Genomic DNA, 15,842 nt, shown 5'->3' on the forward strand with positions numbered 1-15,842 from the left:
GAGCGGACGACGAGATTCGAACTCGCGACATCCACCTTGGCAAGGTGGTGCTCTACCAGCTGAGCTACGTCCGCATTGTTGCCTGCGATTCCCTGCCGTATTCGGCATTTCCTCGCGTTCCAACGAGTAAGAACTCTATAGGAGGTTCAGGGAATCTACAAATCGGGCCGGGTCCGGCATCACCGTACCCCCGTTCTTCCCTGCAATCTAGGGGATTTTGCTAATTACAGGTGTGTAATTCGGGCCGTTCCGAAGGCCGCCCCGACGGTGTCCCTGAGGGGCTGGACGGCGACGGCGGCACGGGCTGCCGTCGGACGCGACGCCGGGCGCGAGGCGAGCGCGGATCTACGAACCCATGGGGAAGCCGGCCCGGGGATTCGCCAACGATGGCCGCTACGGTGCCCTGAAAGCGGCCATCTTCGTCAGATGGGCGCAGCGTTGGCTGGCTCCGGGCTACTTTCCGCGCTCCGCTGCGCCCGTTCACCAATGATGGCCGCTACGGCACCCGACGGTGTCCCTGAGGGGTTGGACGACGACGGCGGCGCGGGCTGCGGGGCGGCCGGAAGGGGGCCCGGCCGGCGTCGGGAGCGCCGATTTCTATATTCCGCCGGGGTGGGCTAGCATTCAATGGCACCGGGGCGATTGGCGCAGTGGTAGCGCGCTTCGTTCACACCGAAGAGGTCACTGGTTCGAACCCAGTATCGCCCACCTGGAAGATGGTCCGTTTCGCTCACAGAGCGGGGCGGGCCATTTTGTTTTCCCTAGAGCGTCCGACCCCTGTGAAAGAGTCTTTCTATGACCGCCCCGCTTCTCGCCCACGCCACCGAATACGGCCGGATGTATGCACGTTCCACGTCCGATCAGTTCTCCGTCCCCTCCATCACTACCGTGATCGGCCAGCAGCCCCACGGCCTGGATGGCTGGTTCGGCTACATGGGTGCGAGCAGCCTCGCGGCGGATCCCTCGCTGCCAGCGATCCTGGGGAGCCCGGCCAAGGTGCGGCAGGCGGTAAGCCGGGCGGCCAAGGCAGCCGAAACGCACCGGGACGACGCCGCCAAGCGTGGCGACCGCGTGCACAACTACTGCGAGCAGGTGGCCCTGCGGGCGCTTGGCCGGCCGCACCAGATGAAGGAAACCCGTGAGGCCCTCGCGGCCAACGGCGAGGAAGCCTTCGCCGCGCGCTTCGACGAGTGGTGGGAACTGTTCCAGGTGGAGCCGATAGCCCCGGAGATCACGGTCTGGAACAAGACCGTGGGCTACGCGGGAACCCTTGACCTGGTGGCCAAGATCAACGGCCGCACCTGCCTCATCGACTACAAGACCAAGGGCACCAGCCGGGACGGCACGGTCAAACCACTCGATGACAAGGTCGTCATGCAGCTGGTGGCCGGCATGAAGGCAGAGGAAAGCCTCGTGGACCCGGTGGCAGGGGAGTGGGAAGCCTGGCAGCACGGCGATTCCCCGATCCTCCTCGCGGTGGCCATCGGCGAGACCGAGGTCCGGCCGCAGCGGGCCAACCCGGAGGTGCTTAAGCATCACTGGTGGAAGTTCTGCGCGCTGCGCCGCGTCTGGGAGATGTCCGCGGATACCTCGGCCGCCGGAGCAGCGTTGCTGCCGATCGCGCCGCCGGTGGCCCGCTGAGCCGGAAACCCGAGGCTGCCACTAAACTGGATGGGATCCCAAAGCAACCCACCGTGAGGACAGATTGCCCATGGCCATTTTGAATATCCGCATCATTGGAGACCCGGTGCTGCGCACAGTTGCCGATCCCGTGACGGAATTCGGGCCTGAGCTGGAGAAGCTCGTTGCCGACATGACCGAAACCATGGAGGACGTGGAGGGCGCCGGCCTGGCCGCGCCCCAGGTCGGTATCAGCCAGCGGGTCTTCACCTACCGCATCCGCGGGGTTGAGGGCCACATCATCAACCCGGTGCTGGAAAACAGCGAAGATTTCCAGCCGGACGAGGTGGAAGGCTGCCTCTCCATCCCCGGACTGGGCTTCCCGGTCCGCCGGCACCGCAGCACCCGCGTCACCGGCGTCGACATGCACGGGAACCCCGTGGTGCTTGAAGGTGAGGGCATGCTCGCGCGGGTCTTCCAGCACGAAACGGACCACTTGGACGGGATCCTCTTCACCGACCGGCTCGAAGGCGAGGACCGCAAAGCGGCCCTGCGCGCCATCCGCAACGCCAACTACGACTCCATCACCGAGCAGACGACGTCGAAGCGGGCCAAGACCGTCGGCTCGAGCTTCGGCGCGGGTTCCGCCTTCGGAACCGGCCAGTGAGGGTCCTCTTCGCGGGAACCCCTGCCGTCGCCGTCCCGTCGCTGGATGCCCTCGTCGCGGCCGGCTTCGACGTCGTCGCCGTCCTGACCCGCCCGGACGCGCCGCTGGGACGCAAACGGGTCCTGACGCCCTCGCCGGTCGCCGCGCGCGCCGCGGAGCTCGGCATCGAAGTCATCCACGCCGCCAAGGTCGATGCGGCAGTGACGGCCAGGATCGAGGCGGCCGCCCCCGACGTTGCCGCGATCGTCGCCTACGGCGGACTCATTCCGCGGGCGGCCCTGGACGTTCCCCGGCACGGCTGGATCAACCTGCACTTTTCGCTCCTTCCGGCCTGGCGCGGGGCAGCGCCCGTGCAGCGGGCGCTCATCGCCGGGGATGACATCACCGGCGCCGTGACCTTTCGGCTCGAAGAGGGCCTGGACACCGGACCCGTGTTTGGCACCCTGACCGAGTCGGTGCGGCCCACGGACACCGCGGGGGAGCTGCTGGACCGACTCTCGTACAGCGGCGCCGTGCTGCTGACCCAGACGCTCTCCGCCGTCGACGCCGGCAAGGCCACCGCCGTGCCGCAGCAGGGCGACGTCAGCCTGGCCCCGAAACTCACCCTCGAGGACGGCCGGCTCGACTGGCAGCAGCCGGCCCTCGCGATCGGACGCCGCGCCCGCGGAGTGACACCGGAACCCGGGGCCTGGACCACGCTGGACGGACAGCGCGTCAAACTCGAACCGGTACTGCTCCGGCCCGGGGCTCCGGCCCTGCGTCCCGGGCGCCTGGCCCTCGACGGGAAAGCCGTCCTGGTCGGGACCGGCTCGCACCCCGTTGAGCTCACCCGGGTCCAGCCTTCGGGCAAGAAAATGATGACCGCCGCCGACTGGGCGCGCGGACAGGCAACACTGGAAAGCGTGGTCTTCGAATGAGCGAATCCGGATCAAACGGCAGCGGCAGGGCCCGGGGCCCCCAATCCGGCGGCCCGTCCTCCGGCAAGTCCGGCCAGGGCGGCCGCGGCGGCCAGGGCCCCCGGGGCGGCGTGAAGCGGAACGCGCAGGGACGCGAACGGAACCGCGGACCGCAGCGCAGCTTCACCGAAAACGCTCCCTCCCAGCGCACCCGTCGTGCCGACCCGGCGCGGCTGGTCGCCTTTGAGGTGCTGCGTGCGGTGGCCGCCGAGGACGCCTACGCGAACCTCGTGCTGCCGGCCCGGATCCGGCATCACGGATTGGACAAGCGCGACGCCGGTTTCGCCACCGAGCTCAGCTACGGCGCCCTCCGCGGCCAGGGCACCTACGATGCGATCCTTGCCCGCTGCGTGGACCGCCCGCTGGACCAGCTGGACCCGGCCATCCTCGACGCCCTGCGGATCGGCGCGCACCAGCTGCTGGCCATGCGGGTCCCGGCGCACGCAGCCCTCGACGAGACCGTCGGCCTGGCCCGCGCCGTGATCGGTGCCGGCCCCTCCGGCCTGATCAATGCCGTGCTCCGCAAGGTCTCCGCGCACACGCTGGACGAGTGGCTGGAGCTGCTGCTTCGCGACGAGCAGGACGAGACCAAGGTGGCCTCGGTCCGCTACGCCCACCCCGAGTGGATTGTGCGCGCCTTCCGGCAGTCCCTCGTGGCGCACGGCCGCCCGGTGACCGAAATCAACGACCTCCTTGAGGCAGACAACGCGGCGCCCGTGGTGAACCTCGTGGCGCTGCCCGGCCTTGGCAGCCTCGACGAGGCCCTGGAAAGCGGCGCCACACCGGGCGAGCTCGTGGAAGGTTCGGCGCTCTCCAGCGGCGGCGACCTTGGCCGGCTCGCCTCGGTGCGGGACGGCAGCACCCGGGTCCAGGACGTCGGCTCGCAGCTGGTGGCGCGCGCCCTGGCTTCCGTGGACCTTGCTGCGGGAACCGGCGCGGGGGGCGCCGAAAGCGACGTCGGCGGGACTGGCAGCCAGGCCGACGGCGAACGCTGGCTTGATCTCTGCGCCGGCCCCGGCGGCAAGGCAGCCCTGCTGGGTGCCCTGGCCCGGCAACACGGCGCCACCCTGCTCGCCAACGAGCCGGCGCCGCACCGCGCGAAACTTGTCCGTCAGGCGCTGGCCGCCGTCCCGCACGAGGTCTGGCATGTCCGCACCGGCGACGGCCGCGAGGTCGGGTCCGAGATGGCGGAAAGCTTCGACCGGGTGCTCGTGGACGTACCCTGCACCGGACTGGGCGCGCTGCGCCGCCGCCCGGAATCCCGCTGGCGGCGCACCCCCAAGGACCTCGTGGATCTCGGCCCGCTGCAGCGGGAACTGCTCAAGTCGGCCCTGGATGCGGTCAAGCCCGGCGGCGTGGTGGCCTACGTGACGTGTTCCCCGCACCCGGCCGAGACCACCGCCGTCGTGAGCGACGCGCTGCGCAAGCGCGACGACCTCGAGTTGCTCGACGCCGGCGCGGCCCTGGACGCGGTGAGCCTCACCGGACACCTCGAGGCAGGCCACGACCTCACCGCCCAGCTCTGGCCGCACCGGCACCGGACGGACGCCATGTTCCTGGCGCTCATCCACAAGAAAGCCTGAGCTTCGGGCCATACTGGCACCAGCTACCTGACCTTCCGACCAGCGCAACGACAAGGAAATCCATGGCCCATTGCTGCATCCACCCGAGCATCCTTTCGGCGGACTTCGCGAACCTCCAGTCCGAGCTCCACAAGATCAGGACCGCGGACGCCGTGCACGTGGACGTGATGGACAACCATTTTGTGCCCAACCTCTCGCTCGGGCTCCCGGTGGTCCAGCGGCTGCAGGAAGTCAGTCCGATCCCGCTGGACGCGCACCTCATGATCGAGCACGCCGACCGCTGGGCGCCGGCCTACGCCGACGCCGGGTTGGCTTCGGTGACGTTCCACGCCGAGGCATCGATCGCGCCGGTGAAGCTCGCCCGGGAGTTGCGCGCCCGCGGCGCCAAGGCGGGCCTGGCGCTGCGCCCGGGCAGCGGCGTGGAGCCGTTCCTGGACATGCTCGGCGAGCTGGACATGATCCTCATCATGACGGTGGAACCCGGCTTCGGCGGCCAGGAGTTCCTGGACCTCACGCTGCCCAAGATCCGCCGGGCAAGGGCGGCAATCGACGCCTCCGGACTGGATATCAAGCTCCAGGTGGACGGCGGAATCACGGAGAAGACCATCTGGCGCGCAGCCGAGGCCGGGGCGGACGTCTTTGTGGCCGGCTCCGCTGTCTACGGCGCAGACGACCCGGCGGACGCGATCGGGCGGCTGCGGGCTGCGGGCAGCCGCTAGCCCGCCGGAACATGACGAAAGTTGTACCGTCCGTTCCGCGGGAATAGCCGGGCCGCCCGGCCGGTTGTGTCAGAATAGCTACACACATACGTGCTCCGGGGTCGGTGTAAGTCCGAACCGGCGGTTATAGTCCGCGACCCGCGAGCCGGCACTCTTCCCTTGGGGGAAGGATGGCGGCGGACGGTTGAACCGGTGGAACTCCGGTACCGACAGTTAAAGTCTGGATGAGAGAAGCACGTACAGCTGTTACTGCGGAGCCCTCACGGCGCCGCGGAATTGCGCTGTCGTATACCCCCGGAGCCATCGCGGTTCTTGAGGGAAGGAACGACAGACATGAACCTCTTGCGATGGCTCTTCGCCGACTCCGCGGTCCTAGGGGACCGGGCGGACGGCCAATGAGCGTTCAGCAGGCGGCCGCCGGGCCGCAGGAACAACCGGACAAAGAAGACTTCGCCGCTGCAGGCTTCAGCGCCGCCGAGACGGCCGCCATGGATGCCGCCCTCGCGGCCGCGGCGCAGGGCCCGCGGGGTGCGAACCCGCTGGTGGGCGCCGTCATTATCGGAACCGACGGCACGCCCCTCGTGACCGGCCACCACCGCGGCGCCGGCACCCCCCACGCTGAGGCCGACGCGATCTCGCAGGCCGCGGCGGCGGGGATGGACCTCACCGGCACCACCATGGTGGTCACGCTCGAGCCGTGCAACCACTGCGGCCGCACCGGCCCCTGCGCCCAGGCCATCATCGACGCCGGCGTGGCCGATGTCGTCTACGCCATCGACGACCCGCATGATCCCGCCGCCGGGGGAGCGGCCACCCTGCGCGCAGCCGGGGTCCGGGTCCGGTCCGGGCTGGGCGCCGTCGCAGCCCTGGACCTCAACCGGCGCTGGTTCGACGCCGTGGCCGCCAAACGGCCCTTCGTCACCTTGCACATCGCCCAGACCCTGGACAGCCGGATCGCGGCCAGCGACGGCACCAGCCAGTGGATCTCCAGCCCCGAGTCGCTCGCCGACAACCACGCGCTGCGCGGCCGGATCGACGCGATCCTGGTCGGCACGCAGACGGTCCTGGTCGACAACCCGCGGCTCACGGCCCGCACCCCCGACGGCGCAGCCGCGGAAAAGCAGCCGCTGCGGGCCGTCATGGGCCTGCGCGGGATTCCCGACGGCGCCGCCGTCAACGGCGGCGACGGCAAGGTGCTGCACCTGCCCACCCGGGACCCCCGCGAGGCACTGGACCAACTGTTCGACGCCGGCGTGCGGCACCTCATGGTCGAAGGCGGCTCGCGGATCCTGAGCGCATTCCTCGCCGCCGGCCTCGTCGACGAGCTGATCGTCTACCTCGCCCCGACGCTCCTTGGCTCGGGCACGCCTGCCCTGGAGGACCTCGGCATCGGCACCCTCGCCGATGCCCAGCTCTGGGACTGGGACCAGGCTTCCGGCGGCGCCGTCCTGATGCTGGGCCGCGACCTGCGGCTGCACCTGCGTCCCGCCACCGACACTTCATCCGATTCCACCCCGCGCAACGACGCGGACACCGCCGCAGGAGGCTACTGATGTTTACCGGAATTATCGCCGAACAGGGGAAGGTGCTGTCCGTCGAGCGCGACGGCGACACCAGCGCCACACTGCGGCTGCACGCCCCCGCCAGCACCGAGGGACTGGCCCACGGCGGCTCGATCGCCGTCAACGGCGTCTGCCTGACCGCCACGGACATTGACGGCACGGACTTCAGCGTCGACGTCATGGGCGAGACCCTGGTCCGCAGCACCATCGGCGGGCTGGCAGCGGGGGATCCGGTCAACCTCGAGCGCTGCGTCCCGGCCGGCGGCCGGCTCGACGGCCACGTGGTGCAGGGGCACGTCGACGGCGTCGGCGAACTGCTGGAACGCGAGGCGCTCGGCAACTGGGACCGGCTGCGCTTCGGCGTGCCGGCCGGGCTGGCCCGCTACATCGCGGAGAAGGGCTCGATCGCCGTCGACGGCGTCTCCCTCACCGTAACGGCCGTGAGCCCGGCGCCGGAGCCGGCCCCGTGGTTCGAAGTCGGCCTGATCCCGACGACCCTGGCCGAAACCGGCCTGGGCGCCAAATCCATCGGCGCCCGCGTGAACCTCGAAGTGGACGTGCTGGCCAAGTACACCGAACGGCTGCTCGCCTTCGCCCCCGCCGCGCACAGCCAGGCGGCCGCATCATGAGCCGGCTGCAGGACCCGCGGGGACTCGCCGTGGACGCACCGACGGCGCTGGACCCGATCGAGGACGCCATCCGCGCCATGGCCGCAGGCCGGCCGGTGCTGGTGGTCGACAATGAAGACCGCGAGAACGAAGGGGACATCATCTTCGCCGCGCAGCACGCGACCCCGGCGCTGATGGGCTGGACCATTCGCTACAGCTCGGGCGTCATCTGCGTGCCGCTGAACAGCGAGCGGGCCGACGCGCTGGCCTTGCCGCCGATGGTGGCCATCAACCAGGACTCCAAGGGCACCGCGTACACGGTCTCGTGTGACGCGGCGGTGGGCGTGAGCACTGGAATCTCGGCCACCGACCGGGCCCTGACGGCCCGGATCCTGGCCGATCCGACCAGCCAGCCCAATTCACTGACCCGGCCCGGGCATGTTTTCCCGCTCCGTGCCGTTAAGGGGGGTGTGCGGGAACGTCCCGGCCACACCGAAGCGGCTGTTGAGCTGTGCCGGCTGGCCGGACTGGAACCCGTGGGCGTAATCGCGGAACTGGTTCACGACGACGGAGAAATGATGCGGTTGGACGGACTTCGAGGCTTCGCAGCCGAACATGGCTGCCCGCTGATCTCGATTGCCGATCTGGTGGCTTATCTTGAGGCCGGCAACATCGGCAGCAGCCACGCAGCGGAATCCGTCTGAGACCTGGATAGAGGAGAGACAATGACGACTTCTGAAGCGCAGCCGGCCACCCCGGGACAGCAGCCGCATCCGGTCAGCGGCGGGCCAATCGTCCAGCTGCCCACCGCCTACGGCGACTTCGTGGCGCAGGCCTGGACCGATCTGGACACCGGCGCCGAACACCTCGCCGTCAGCTCCCCGCTGCCGGCCACGGACGGCCAGGCCCCGCTGGTCCGGTTGCACTCCGAATGCCTCACCGGAGACGTGTTTGGTTCCTACCGCTGCGACTGCGGCGAACAGCTGGCCTATGCCCTGGAGATGATCCACGAATTCGGCGGAACGCTGCTCTACCTGCGCGGCCAGGAAGGCCGCGGTATCGGCCTGGCCAACAAGATCAAGGCCTACGCCCTGCAGGAGGCCGGCTTCGACACGGTGGAGGCCAACGAGCAGCTCGGCCTGCCGGTGGACGCCCGCTGCTACAAGGCAGCCGCCCAGATCCTCGCCGAGATGGGCCTGCACGAGATCCGCCTGCTGAGCAACAACCCGGACAAGCAGGACAGGCTGGCCCAGGCCGGCGTCCGGGTGGTCGAAATGGTTCCCACGGAGGTGCCCTCCCGGGAGCAGAACCTCCGCTACCTGCAGACCAAGAAGGACCGGATGGACCACCGGCTGGTCCTCGACATGGAGCCCGCCGCGCCCTCCGCCGGACAGCTCGGCTTCGAGCACGAACAGGGCTAAGGCCTCCCGCAATACCCCCCACGCACCTCCCAGACACCTCCCACAGCAAGGAACTCCCATGAGCGGCCACGGCGCACCCCAGATTGACCTGACCACCTTCCAGCCCGACGAAACCTCCCGGCTGAAACTGGCCATCGTGGCCGCCAGCTGGCACACCCAGATCATGGACGGCCTGCTCGACGGCGCACTGCGCGCCGCCAAGGACGCCGGCATCGCCGAACCGACCGTGCTGCGCGTCCCCGGGACCTTTGAACTGCCGGTCGCGGCCGCCCGGCTGGCGCCGCACTTCGACGCTGTCGTGGCGCTCGGCGTCGTGATCCGGGGAGGCACCCCGCACTTCGAGTACGTCTGCGAAGCCGCCACCCTCGGCCTGACCGAGGTTAGCGTCCGCACCGGCGTGCCGGTCGGCTTCGGCGTGCTGACCTGTGACACCGAGCAGCAGGGCATCGACCGCGCCGGCCTCCCCGGCTCAACCGAGGACAAGGGCCACGAGGCAGTCACCGCCGCCTTGGCCACCGCCGTCACGCTCAAGCAGTACTCCTGAGCTGTGTAATCGCTCACATCCGGGCCGTCATGCAGGGGCCCGGCAGGCGTGCTCCGGCCGTGAACAAGTAGGCTGGAGGGTGTGAAGAATTTCGAGTCGCTGTTCGCAGAACTGAGTGAGAAGGCAGCCACCCGCCCGGAGGGCTCCCGCACCGTCGCCGAACTGGAGTCCGGAATCCACGGCATCGGCAAGAAAGTCGTGGAGGAAGCAGCCGAGGTCTGGATGGCTGCCGAGTACGAATCCGATGAGGCCGCCGCGGAAGAAATTTCGCAGCTGCTCTACCATCTGCAGGTTCTGATGCTCGCCAAAGGACTCAGCCTGGAAGACGTCTACAAGCATCTCTAGCCACGTCGCGCCCTCCCCGCGGACCTGTGTCCGCGGGACCGGCGCACCGCGTGGCCCGCAGTGCCTGCACCGATGACTTCCTAACCAGAAAGAACTTCCCATGCTGAGAGTTGCCGTCCCGAACAAGGGATCCCTGTCCGAAGCCGCCTCCGCCATGCTTGCCGAGGCAGGCTACCGCCAGCGCCGCGACAGCCGCGAACTGGTCATGGTGGACCCGGACAACGACATTGAATTCTTCTTCCTCCGCCCCCGCGATATCGCCGTGTACGTCGGCCAGGGCACCCTGGACGTCGGCATCACGGGCCGCGACCTGCTGCTCGACGCCGAGGTTGAAGCCGAGGAGCTGCTGCCGCTGGGCTTCGCGGCCTCCACGTTCCGCTTCGCCGGCCCGGTGGGGGATTTCACCGCCATCGACCAGCTTGAAGGCAAGCGCCTCGCCACCAGCTACGACGGACTGCTCCGCGGCTACCTCGCCCAGCGCGGCATCAACGCCAAGGTCGTCCGCCTCGACGGCGCCGTCGAATCCTCCGTCCGGCTAGGCGTCGCGGACGCGATCGCCGACGTCGTCGAGACCGGCACCACGCTCAAAGCCGCCGGCATGGAGATCTTCGGCGAGCCGATCCTGAACTCCGAGTCGGTCCTGATCGGCCGCAAGGGCGAGCAGAACCCGGCCACCGAAGTGCTGATCCGCCGCCTACAGGGCGTGCTGGTGGCCCGGCAGTACGTGCTGATGGACTACGACATCCGCAAGGAACTCGTGGAGCAGGCCGCGGCCCTGACGCCCGGACTGGAATCGCCCACCGTCTCGCCGTTGCGCGACTCGGACTGGGTGGCCGTCCGCTCGATGGTGCCGAAGAAGGACACCAACCGGATCATGGACGAACTCTATGACCTCGGGGCCCGCGCCATCCTGGTCAGTAGCATCCACGCCTGCCGGATCTAGCGCGGCCCGTCCGTGAAGCCATCATCCATGAGCCCGTCGTTTGTGAGCCCAGTTCAGGAGCAGCCATGTCCGTAGCCGTCCGTGTCATCCCGTGCCTGGACGTCGACGCCGGCCGAGTGGTCAAGGGGATCAACTTCGAAGGCCTGCGCGACGCCGGCGACCCGGTGGAGCTCGCGCACCGCTACGACAACGGCGGCGCCGACGAACTGACCTTCCTGGATGTCACCGCGTCCTCCGGAAACCGCGAAACCACCTTCGACGTTGTCCGGCGCACCGCGGAGGAAGTCTTCATCCCGCTGACCGTGGGCGGCGGTGTCCGCGGCGTGGCCGAGGTGGACAAGCTGCTGCGCTACGGCGCGGACAAGGCGGCCATTAACACCGCGGCCGTGGCCCGGCCCGAGGTGATCGACGAGATTACCCGGCATTTCGGTTCGCAGGTGCTGGTGCTTTCCCTCGACGCGCGGCGCACCCGTCCCGGCTCGCAGCCGACACCGTCCGGGTTCGAGGTCACCACGCACGGCGGCCGCCAGGGCACCGGCATCGACGCCCTCGCCTGGGCCCGCGAGGCCGCCGACCGCGGCGTCGGCGAGATCCTGCTCAACTCGATCGACGCCGACGGCACCAAGGACGGCTTCGACTTGGAACTGATCCGCCTGGCCCGCGCCAGCGTGAAAGTGCCGTTGATCGCCTCCGGCGGCGCCGGCAGGCCCGAGCACTTCCCGCCGGCTGTAGCTGCGGGCGCGGACGCAGTGCTCGCTGCCTCGGTGTTCCACTTCGGGCCGCTCGACATGATTGCGCAGGTCAAGGCCGCCATCCGCGAGGCGGGCTTCGAAGTCCGCTGATCCCCAGCCTGATTAAAGCAACGCGGGGTCACATCGCGCCCATCCCGAAGGGGAATATGGGCGCGATGTGACCCCGCGTTGCTTGGTTAAGCGCGAGCTTAGAGTCCGACTTCGGCGGACTGCAGCAGCGCGACGGCGTCCGGCTGACCCTCGAAGGTCACCAGCGCGTGCCGGGTCCGGCCATGGGCGTGCATCAGGAGCTCACCCGGTTCGCCCACGATCGCGACCGAGACGGGCGCCCGCTTGGCAACATGTCGCGGTCCGGACGGGCGCACCAGCACGATGCCCAGGTCCACGCCGCGGTACAGGATGGCGGCGCGCTTGATCAGTTCATCCCAGAGTGCGTCCGAGTAGGCCTCGTCCAGGGCCCGGGGCGCCCAGCGGTCCACCGCCCGGCGGACATCCTCCGTGTGCACGAAGTACTCGATCAGGTTGGAGCTCTCGTCCAGGGCCTTGATCCGCATGGGGGAGAGGGCGGGCGGCCCGGCGCGGAAGGTGTTGACCAGCTTTGCGTAGGCTTCCGGGGTCCGGACCGTGGCGGCGAGCTCGGCCGTGGCCTCGTCCGAGGCCTTGGACAGCCGTTTGATCAGGAGCCCCAGGCCAACGCGGGCTTTGCGCTCCCGCAGGTAGAGGTGGGCTGCAAGATCACGGGTTTGCCAGCCCTTGCAGAGCGTGGGGGAGTCAGGACCGGCCGCCAGCAGGGTTTCGGCCAGAACTTCTCGGGACGGTTCGACGAAATGCATCACTTGTGAAACTAGCACGAGAGGCGCGCCTCTGGGCACAGGAAGCGCCGTGGTTTCGGCGGCAGCGCGCTTTCGGCGGCGATGTTAAGCGCGGTGCCCCCGGCGCGGGCGGCGCTAGGTCCGGAGGCACTAGACTTGAGCTGATGTCTGAGCAGCCCGCCCCCGCCCCCGTCCCGGTAGACGACCAGCCAAACGCCCCGGAAAATTCCGCGCCGGTCTCCGCCGCGCCGGGTTCCGCCGTCCCCGATTCGGCGCACGACGCCGGCCCGCTCCCCGCCGGTCTCGCGGCGTCCCTGAAGCGGGACAGCGCCGGTCTGGTGGCCGCGATCGTCCAGCAGTTCGACACCAACGAGGTGCTCATGCTGGGCTGGATGGACGACGAGGCGCTGCACCGCACGATGACCAGCGGGCGGGTCACCTTCTACTCCCGCTCCCGGCAGGAGTACTGGCGCAAGGGCGACACGTCCGGCCACGTGCAGTGGGTCAAGTCCCTCGCTATGGACTGCGACGGCGACGCCCTGCTCGTCCGGGTCGACCAGGTCGGCGCAGCCTGCCACACCGGCACCCGCACGTGCTTCGACGGACGCGCGCTGGACGCCGTCGTCGGCCACGCCGACTGACCCGGCGCACCGCGGCGCGGGCCGCGGCACTTCACCAGCACCAGACCAAGAGAACAGGCGGAAAAACGCAGCCATGCAGGACCTTGGAATCATCAGCCCCAGCCTGGACGAGTTCCGGGAACTCGCCGGCCACAGCCGCGTCATCCCCGTCCGGCTGAAGGTGCTGGCTGACGCCGAAACGCCGATCGGGCTGTACCGCAAACTCGCCCAGGGCCAGCCCGGGACGTTCCTGCTGGAGTCCGCCGCCGTGGGCGGCGCCTGGTCCCGCTACTCCTTCATCGGCGCGCGGTCCCGCGCCACCCTGACCACCAAGGACGGGCAGGCGCACTGGCTCGGCGAGCCGCCCGTCGGCGTGCCGCTGGACGGCAGCCCGGTCGACGCCATCAGGGACACCCTCCGCGCCCTGCACACCGACCGCTTCGAAGGGCTGCCGCCCTTCACCTCCGGCCTGGTGGGCTTCCTCGGCTGGGAAACCGTCCGGCACTGGGAAAAGCTCACCAGCCCGCCGGAGGATGACCTGCAGCTGCCGGAAATGGCGCTGAACCTCGTGACGGACATGGCCGTGCACGACAACATGGACGGCACCGTGCTCCTGATCGCCAACGCGATCAACTTCGACAACAGCTCCGAACGCGTCGACGAGGCCTGGCACGACGCCGTCGCCCGGGTGAAGGACCTGCTGGCGAAGATCAGCACCCCGACGGAGCAGCCCGTCTCCGTACTCCAGCCCGCAGCCCTGGACTTCGCCTCGAGCGTGCAGGAGCGCTGGGATGAAAACGACTACCTGGCAGCCCTGGACCGCGGCAAGGAAGCGATCATCGACGGCGAAGTCTTCCAGGTGGTGATCTCCCGCCGCTTCGAAATGGAGTGCGGAGCCGACCCGCTGGACGTTTACCGGGTCCTGCGCAACACCAACCCGAGTCCGTACATGTACATCTTCAGTCTCGAGGACGCCGCCGGCCGCCAGTACTCGATCGTGGGTTCCTCCCCGGAGGCCCTCGTGACCGTCACCGGCGAGGAAGTCATCACCCACCCGATCGCCGGGTCCCGGCCGCGCGGCAAGACCGTCGAGGCGGACAAGGCCCTCGCCGAGGAGCTGCTCGCGGACCAGAAGGAACGGGCCGAACACCTCATGCTGGTGGACCTGTCCCGCAACGACCTCTCCAAGGTCTGCGTGGCCGGAACCGTGGACGTCACGCAGTTCATGGAGGTTGAGCGCTTCAGCCACATCATGCACCTGGTGTCCACGGTGGTGGGCAAGCTCGCCCCGACGGCCACGGCCTACGACGTGCTGAAGGCCACCTTCCCGGCCGGCACCCTGTCCGGAGCGCCCAAACCCCGTGCGCTGCGCCTCCTGGATGAGCTGGAGCCCCACCGCCGCGGCATCTACGGCGGCGTGGTGGGCTACCTCGACTTCGCCGGCGACATGGACATGGCGATCGCCATCCGTTCCGCCCTGCTGCGCGAAGGCCGCGCCTACGTGCAGGCCGGCGGCGGGATCGTGGCCGATTCCGTCAACGCCACCGAGGCGATCGAAACCATCAACAAGGCCGCCGCCCCGATGCGGGCCGTCCACACGGCCCAGTCGCTGCGCAACATCACGGCCGACACCGTGCCCAGTGCCGGGACGGAGCAGCCATGACCGGCCCCGCCATGGTCAAAAGCACCAGCCCGGCCGTCCCGCGCTGGGCCCGGAAATCCACCCTGGTGCTGGTGATTGCCGCGCTGGCGCTGGCGGTCTTCGGCACCACCACGCAGACCTGGCTGACCGTGCAGCTGGACCCCAGCCAGCTGGGCCAGGCCGTCAGCAGCCAGAACGGCCTGCAGGTCCAGGGCAGCAAGGCGGCCACCACGGTGACCGCCCTCGCCCTCGTCGCCCTGGCGGGAGGCCTCGCGGCATCCATTGCCGGGCGCGTCGCCCGCTGGATCATCACGGCGATCATCCTGCTCGCCGCCGCAGGGATCGTCGCCGCGGCGGCTACCGTGCTGGCCGACCCGTTGGCCGCGGCGCAGGGTTCCATCGCCGCCGCCACCGGCATCAGTGGCAGCAACGTCCAGGTGGCCCTCACCGCGTTCCCCGTCCTCGCCGTCGTCGCCGGGTCGCTGCTGGGGCTCGGCGCCCTCGCCATCGTCCCTGCCGGACGGTACTGGAAGAGCCGCACGAAGTACGACGCCGCCGCCAGCGCAGGCGCCTCGGGCACCGCGCAGCCCGCCGATGAGATCGACAGCTGGGACCGGCTGTCCCGCGGCGACGACCCCACCTGAGCCAATGCCGCGGGCACGGCCGGCAACCCGGCAAACAGCGCGGCCAGTAACGCGGCAAACACCACTGTCAATAAATGGCAGAATGTAAGCAGTATTGATCCTGAGGAGATTTCCATGAGCAAAGCCCCTGTTTCCGCATCCCAGCCCGCTGCCGGCACCGGCATCTACGACGGCGTCGACCACAGCGAGCCGACCGGCCACGGCAACAGCCCGGCGGCCTGGACCACCGTGATCATCATGCTGATCGGCGCACTCATCGCAGCGATCGCCTTCGTCATCGCCAACACCCCGATCTTCGTTGCCGGTGCGGTCGTCATGCTGATCGGCCTCGTAGTGGGCTTCGTGATGCGCAAAGCCGGTTACGGCGTCGGCGGCAGCAAGCTGAAGAACTCCGGCCACTAAGA

The 15,842-nt window shown here is 69.3% G+C and carries 18 protein-coding genes, 2 tRNA genes and 1 riboswitch; of the genes, 18 read left to right on the forward strand and 2 right to left on the reverse strand.

Translation table 11 applies throughout. From position 1 onward, the window contains the following. Position 1 precedes the first annotated feature (1 nt). Positions 2-74 (reverse strand) — tRNA-Gly (locus HNO80_RS04835). Between the two features lie 562 nt (positions 75-636). On the opposite strand from HNO80_RS04835, the gene HNO80_RS04840 reads away from it, so the two are divergent. The 14 genes from HNO80_RS04840 (at position 637) to hisF (ending at position 11,810) form a co-directional block, all read left to right on the forward strand. Then, positions 637-708: transfer RNA gene (locus tag HNO80_RS04840), tRNA-Val, on the forward strand. A gap of 87 nt (positions 709-795) precedes the next feature. Next, positions 796-1,641: a cytochrome gene (locus tag HNO80_RS04845; RefSeq protein WP_175321704.1), complete on the forward strand. Its 846-nt coding sequence runs from the start codon at positions 796-798 to the stop codon at positions 1,639-1,641. Positions 1,642-1,711: 70 nt separating this feature from the next. After that, the gene (gene def / locus HNO80_RS04850) at positions 1,712-2,287 is read left to right on the forward strand and encodes a peptide deformylase (RefSeq protein WP_175321705.1); all 576 of its coding nucleotides are present in this window, start codon (positions 1,712-1,714) and stop codon (positions 2,285-2,287) included. After that, positions 2,284-3,204, forward strand: a complete 921-nt coding sequence (gene fmt, locus HNO80_RS04855; RefSeq protein WP_175321706.1) for a methionyl-tRNA formyltransferase — start codon at positions 2,284-2,286, stop codon at positions 3,202-3,204. Before def ends, fmt begins: the two co-directional genes overlap by 4 nt. Next, positions 3,201-4,826: an RsmB/NOP family class I SAM-dependent RNA methyltransferase gene (locus HNO80_RS04860; RefSeq protein WP_175321707.1), complete on the forward strand. Its 1,626-nt coding sequence runs from the start codon at positions 3,201-3,203 to the stop codon at positions 4,824-4,826. Before fmt ends, HNO80_RS04860 begins: the two co-directional genes overlap by 4 nt. Positions 4,827-4,888: 62 nt before the next feature. After that, positions 4,889-5,545: a ribulose-phosphate 3-epimerase gene (gene rpe, locus HNO80_RS04865; protein WP_175321708.1), complete on the forward strand. Its 657-nt coding sequence runs from the start codon at positions 4,889-4,891 to the stop codon at positions 5,543-5,545. A gap of 86 nt (positions 5,546-5,631) precedes the next feature. Next, a riboswitch (FMN riboswitch) is annotated at positions 5,632-5,786 on the forward strand. 247 nt (positions 5,787-6,033) lie between these two features. Further along, the gene (gene ribD, locus HNO80_RS04870) at positions 6,034-7,098 is read left to right on the forward strand and encodes a bifunctional diaminohydroxyphosphoribosylaminopyrimidine deaminase/5-amino-6-(5-phosphoribosylamino)uracil reductase RibD (protein WP_249777168.1); all 1,065 of its coding nucleotides are present in this window, start codon (positions 6,034-6,036) and stop codon (positions 7,096-7,098) included. Further along, the gene (locus tag HNO80_RS04875; RefSeq protein ID WP_175321710.1) at positions 7,098-7,736 is read left to right on the forward strand and encodes a riboflavin synthase; all 639 of its coding nucleotides are present in this window, start codon (positions 7,098-7,100) and stop codon (positions 7,734-7,736) included. The genes ribD and HNO80_RS04875 overlap by 1 nt, the downstream gene beginning before the upstream one ends. After that, complete coding sequence (gene ribB / locus HNO80_RS04880; RefSeq protein ID WP_175321711.1) at positions 7,733-8,419, forward strand: 3,4-dihydroxy-2-butanone-4-phosphate synthase; 687 nt, start codon at positions 7,733-7,735, stop codon at positions 8,417-8,419. Before HNO80_RS04875 ends, ribB begins: the two co-directional genes overlap by 4 nt. 21 nt (positions 8,420-8,440) lie before the next feature. Further along, positions 8,441-9,136 (forward strand): GTP cyclohydrolase II, encoded by a 696-nt coding sequence (gene ribA / locus HNO80_RS04885; RefSeq protein ID WP_175321712.1) that lies wholly within the window; start codon positions 8,441-8,443, stop codon positions 9,134-9,136. 58 nt (positions 9,137-9,194) lie between these two features. Next, on the forward strand, positions 9,195-9,680 hold the full coding sequence (ribH, locus tag HNO80_RS04890; RefSeq protein ID WP_175321713.1) for a 6,7-dimethyl-8-ribityllumazine synthase: 486 nt from the start codon (positions 9,195-9,197) through the stop codon (positions 9,678-9,680). 81 nt (positions 9,681-9,761) lie between these two features. Next, positions 9,762-10,025: a phosphoribosyl-ATP diphosphatase gene (locus tag HNO80_RS04895; RefSeq protein WP_175321714.1), complete on the forward strand. Its 264-nt coding sequence runs from the start codon at positions 9,762-9,764 to the stop codon at positions 10,023-10,025. Between the two features lie 100 nt (positions 10,026-10,125). Further along, positions 10,126-10,968 carry an ATP phosphoribosyltransferase gene (gene hisG / locus HNO80_RS04900; protein ID WP_175321715.1) on the forward strand — a complete coding sequence of 281 codons (843 nt, stop codon included), beginning with the start codon at positions 10,126-10,128 and terminating at the stop codon, positions 10,966-10,968. Positions 10,969-11,033: 65 nt separating this feature from the next. Next, positions 11,034-11,810, forward strand: a complete 777-nt coding sequence (hisF, locus tag HNO80_RS04905) for an imidazole glycerol phosphate synthase subunit HisF (RefSeq protein ID WP_175321716.1) — start codon at positions 11,034-11,036, stop codon at positions 11,808-11,810. Positions 11,811-11,908: 98 nt separating this feature from the next. Here the strand turns inward: hisF and HNO80_RS04910 are convergent, their stop codons facing one another. Next, positions 11,909-12,553, reverse strand: coding sequence for a TIGR03085 family metal-binding protein (locus HNO80_RS04910; protein WP_175321717.1), 645 nt, complete (start codon positions 12,551-12,553; stop codon positions 11,909-11,911). 143 nt (positions 12,554-12,696) lie between these two features. Here HNO80_RS04910 and hisI point away from each other — a divergent pair, with 143 nt between their 5' ends. From hisI to HNO80_RS04930, 4 genes are all read left to right on the forward strand, one after another. After that, positions 12,697-13,173 (forward strand): phosphoribosyl-AMP cyclohydrolase, encoded by a 477-nt coding sequence (gene hisI / locus HNO80_RS04915; RefSeq protein WP_175321718.1) that lies wholly within the window; start codon positions 12,697-12,699, stop codon positions 13,171-13,173. Positions 13,174-13,246: 73 nt separating this feature from the next. Beyond that, on the forward strand, positions 13,247-14,815 hold the full coding sequence (locus tag HNO80_RS04920; RefSeq protein ID WP_175321719.1) for an anthranilate synthase component I: 1,569 nt from the start codon (positions 13,247-13,249) through the stop codon (positions 14,813-14,815). After that, the gene (locus HNO80_RS04925) at positions 14,812-15,438 is read left to right on the forward strand and encodes a Trp biosynthesis-associated membrane protein (protein WP_175321720.1); all 627 of its coding nucleotides are present in this window, start codon (positions 14,812-14,814) and stop codon (positions 15,436-15,438) included. Before HNO80_RS04920 ends, HNO80_RS04925 begins: the two co-directional genes overlap by 4 nt. A 114-nt stretch (positions 15,439-15,552) precedes the next feature. Then, positions 15,553-15,840: an HGxxPAAW family protein gene (locus tag HNO80_RS04930; protein WP_175321721.1), complete on the forward strand. Its 288-nt coding sequence runs from the start codon at positions 15,553-15,555 to the stop codon at positions 15,838-15,840. The last annotated feature ends 2 nt before the right edge of the window (positions 15,841-15,842 follow it).

It is taken from the genome of Arthrobacter sp. C9C5 (assembly GCF_013359735.1).
In the GTDB taxonomy this organism is placed as follows: Bacteria; Actinomycetota; Actinomycetes; order Actinomycetales; family Micrococcaceae; genus Arthrobacter.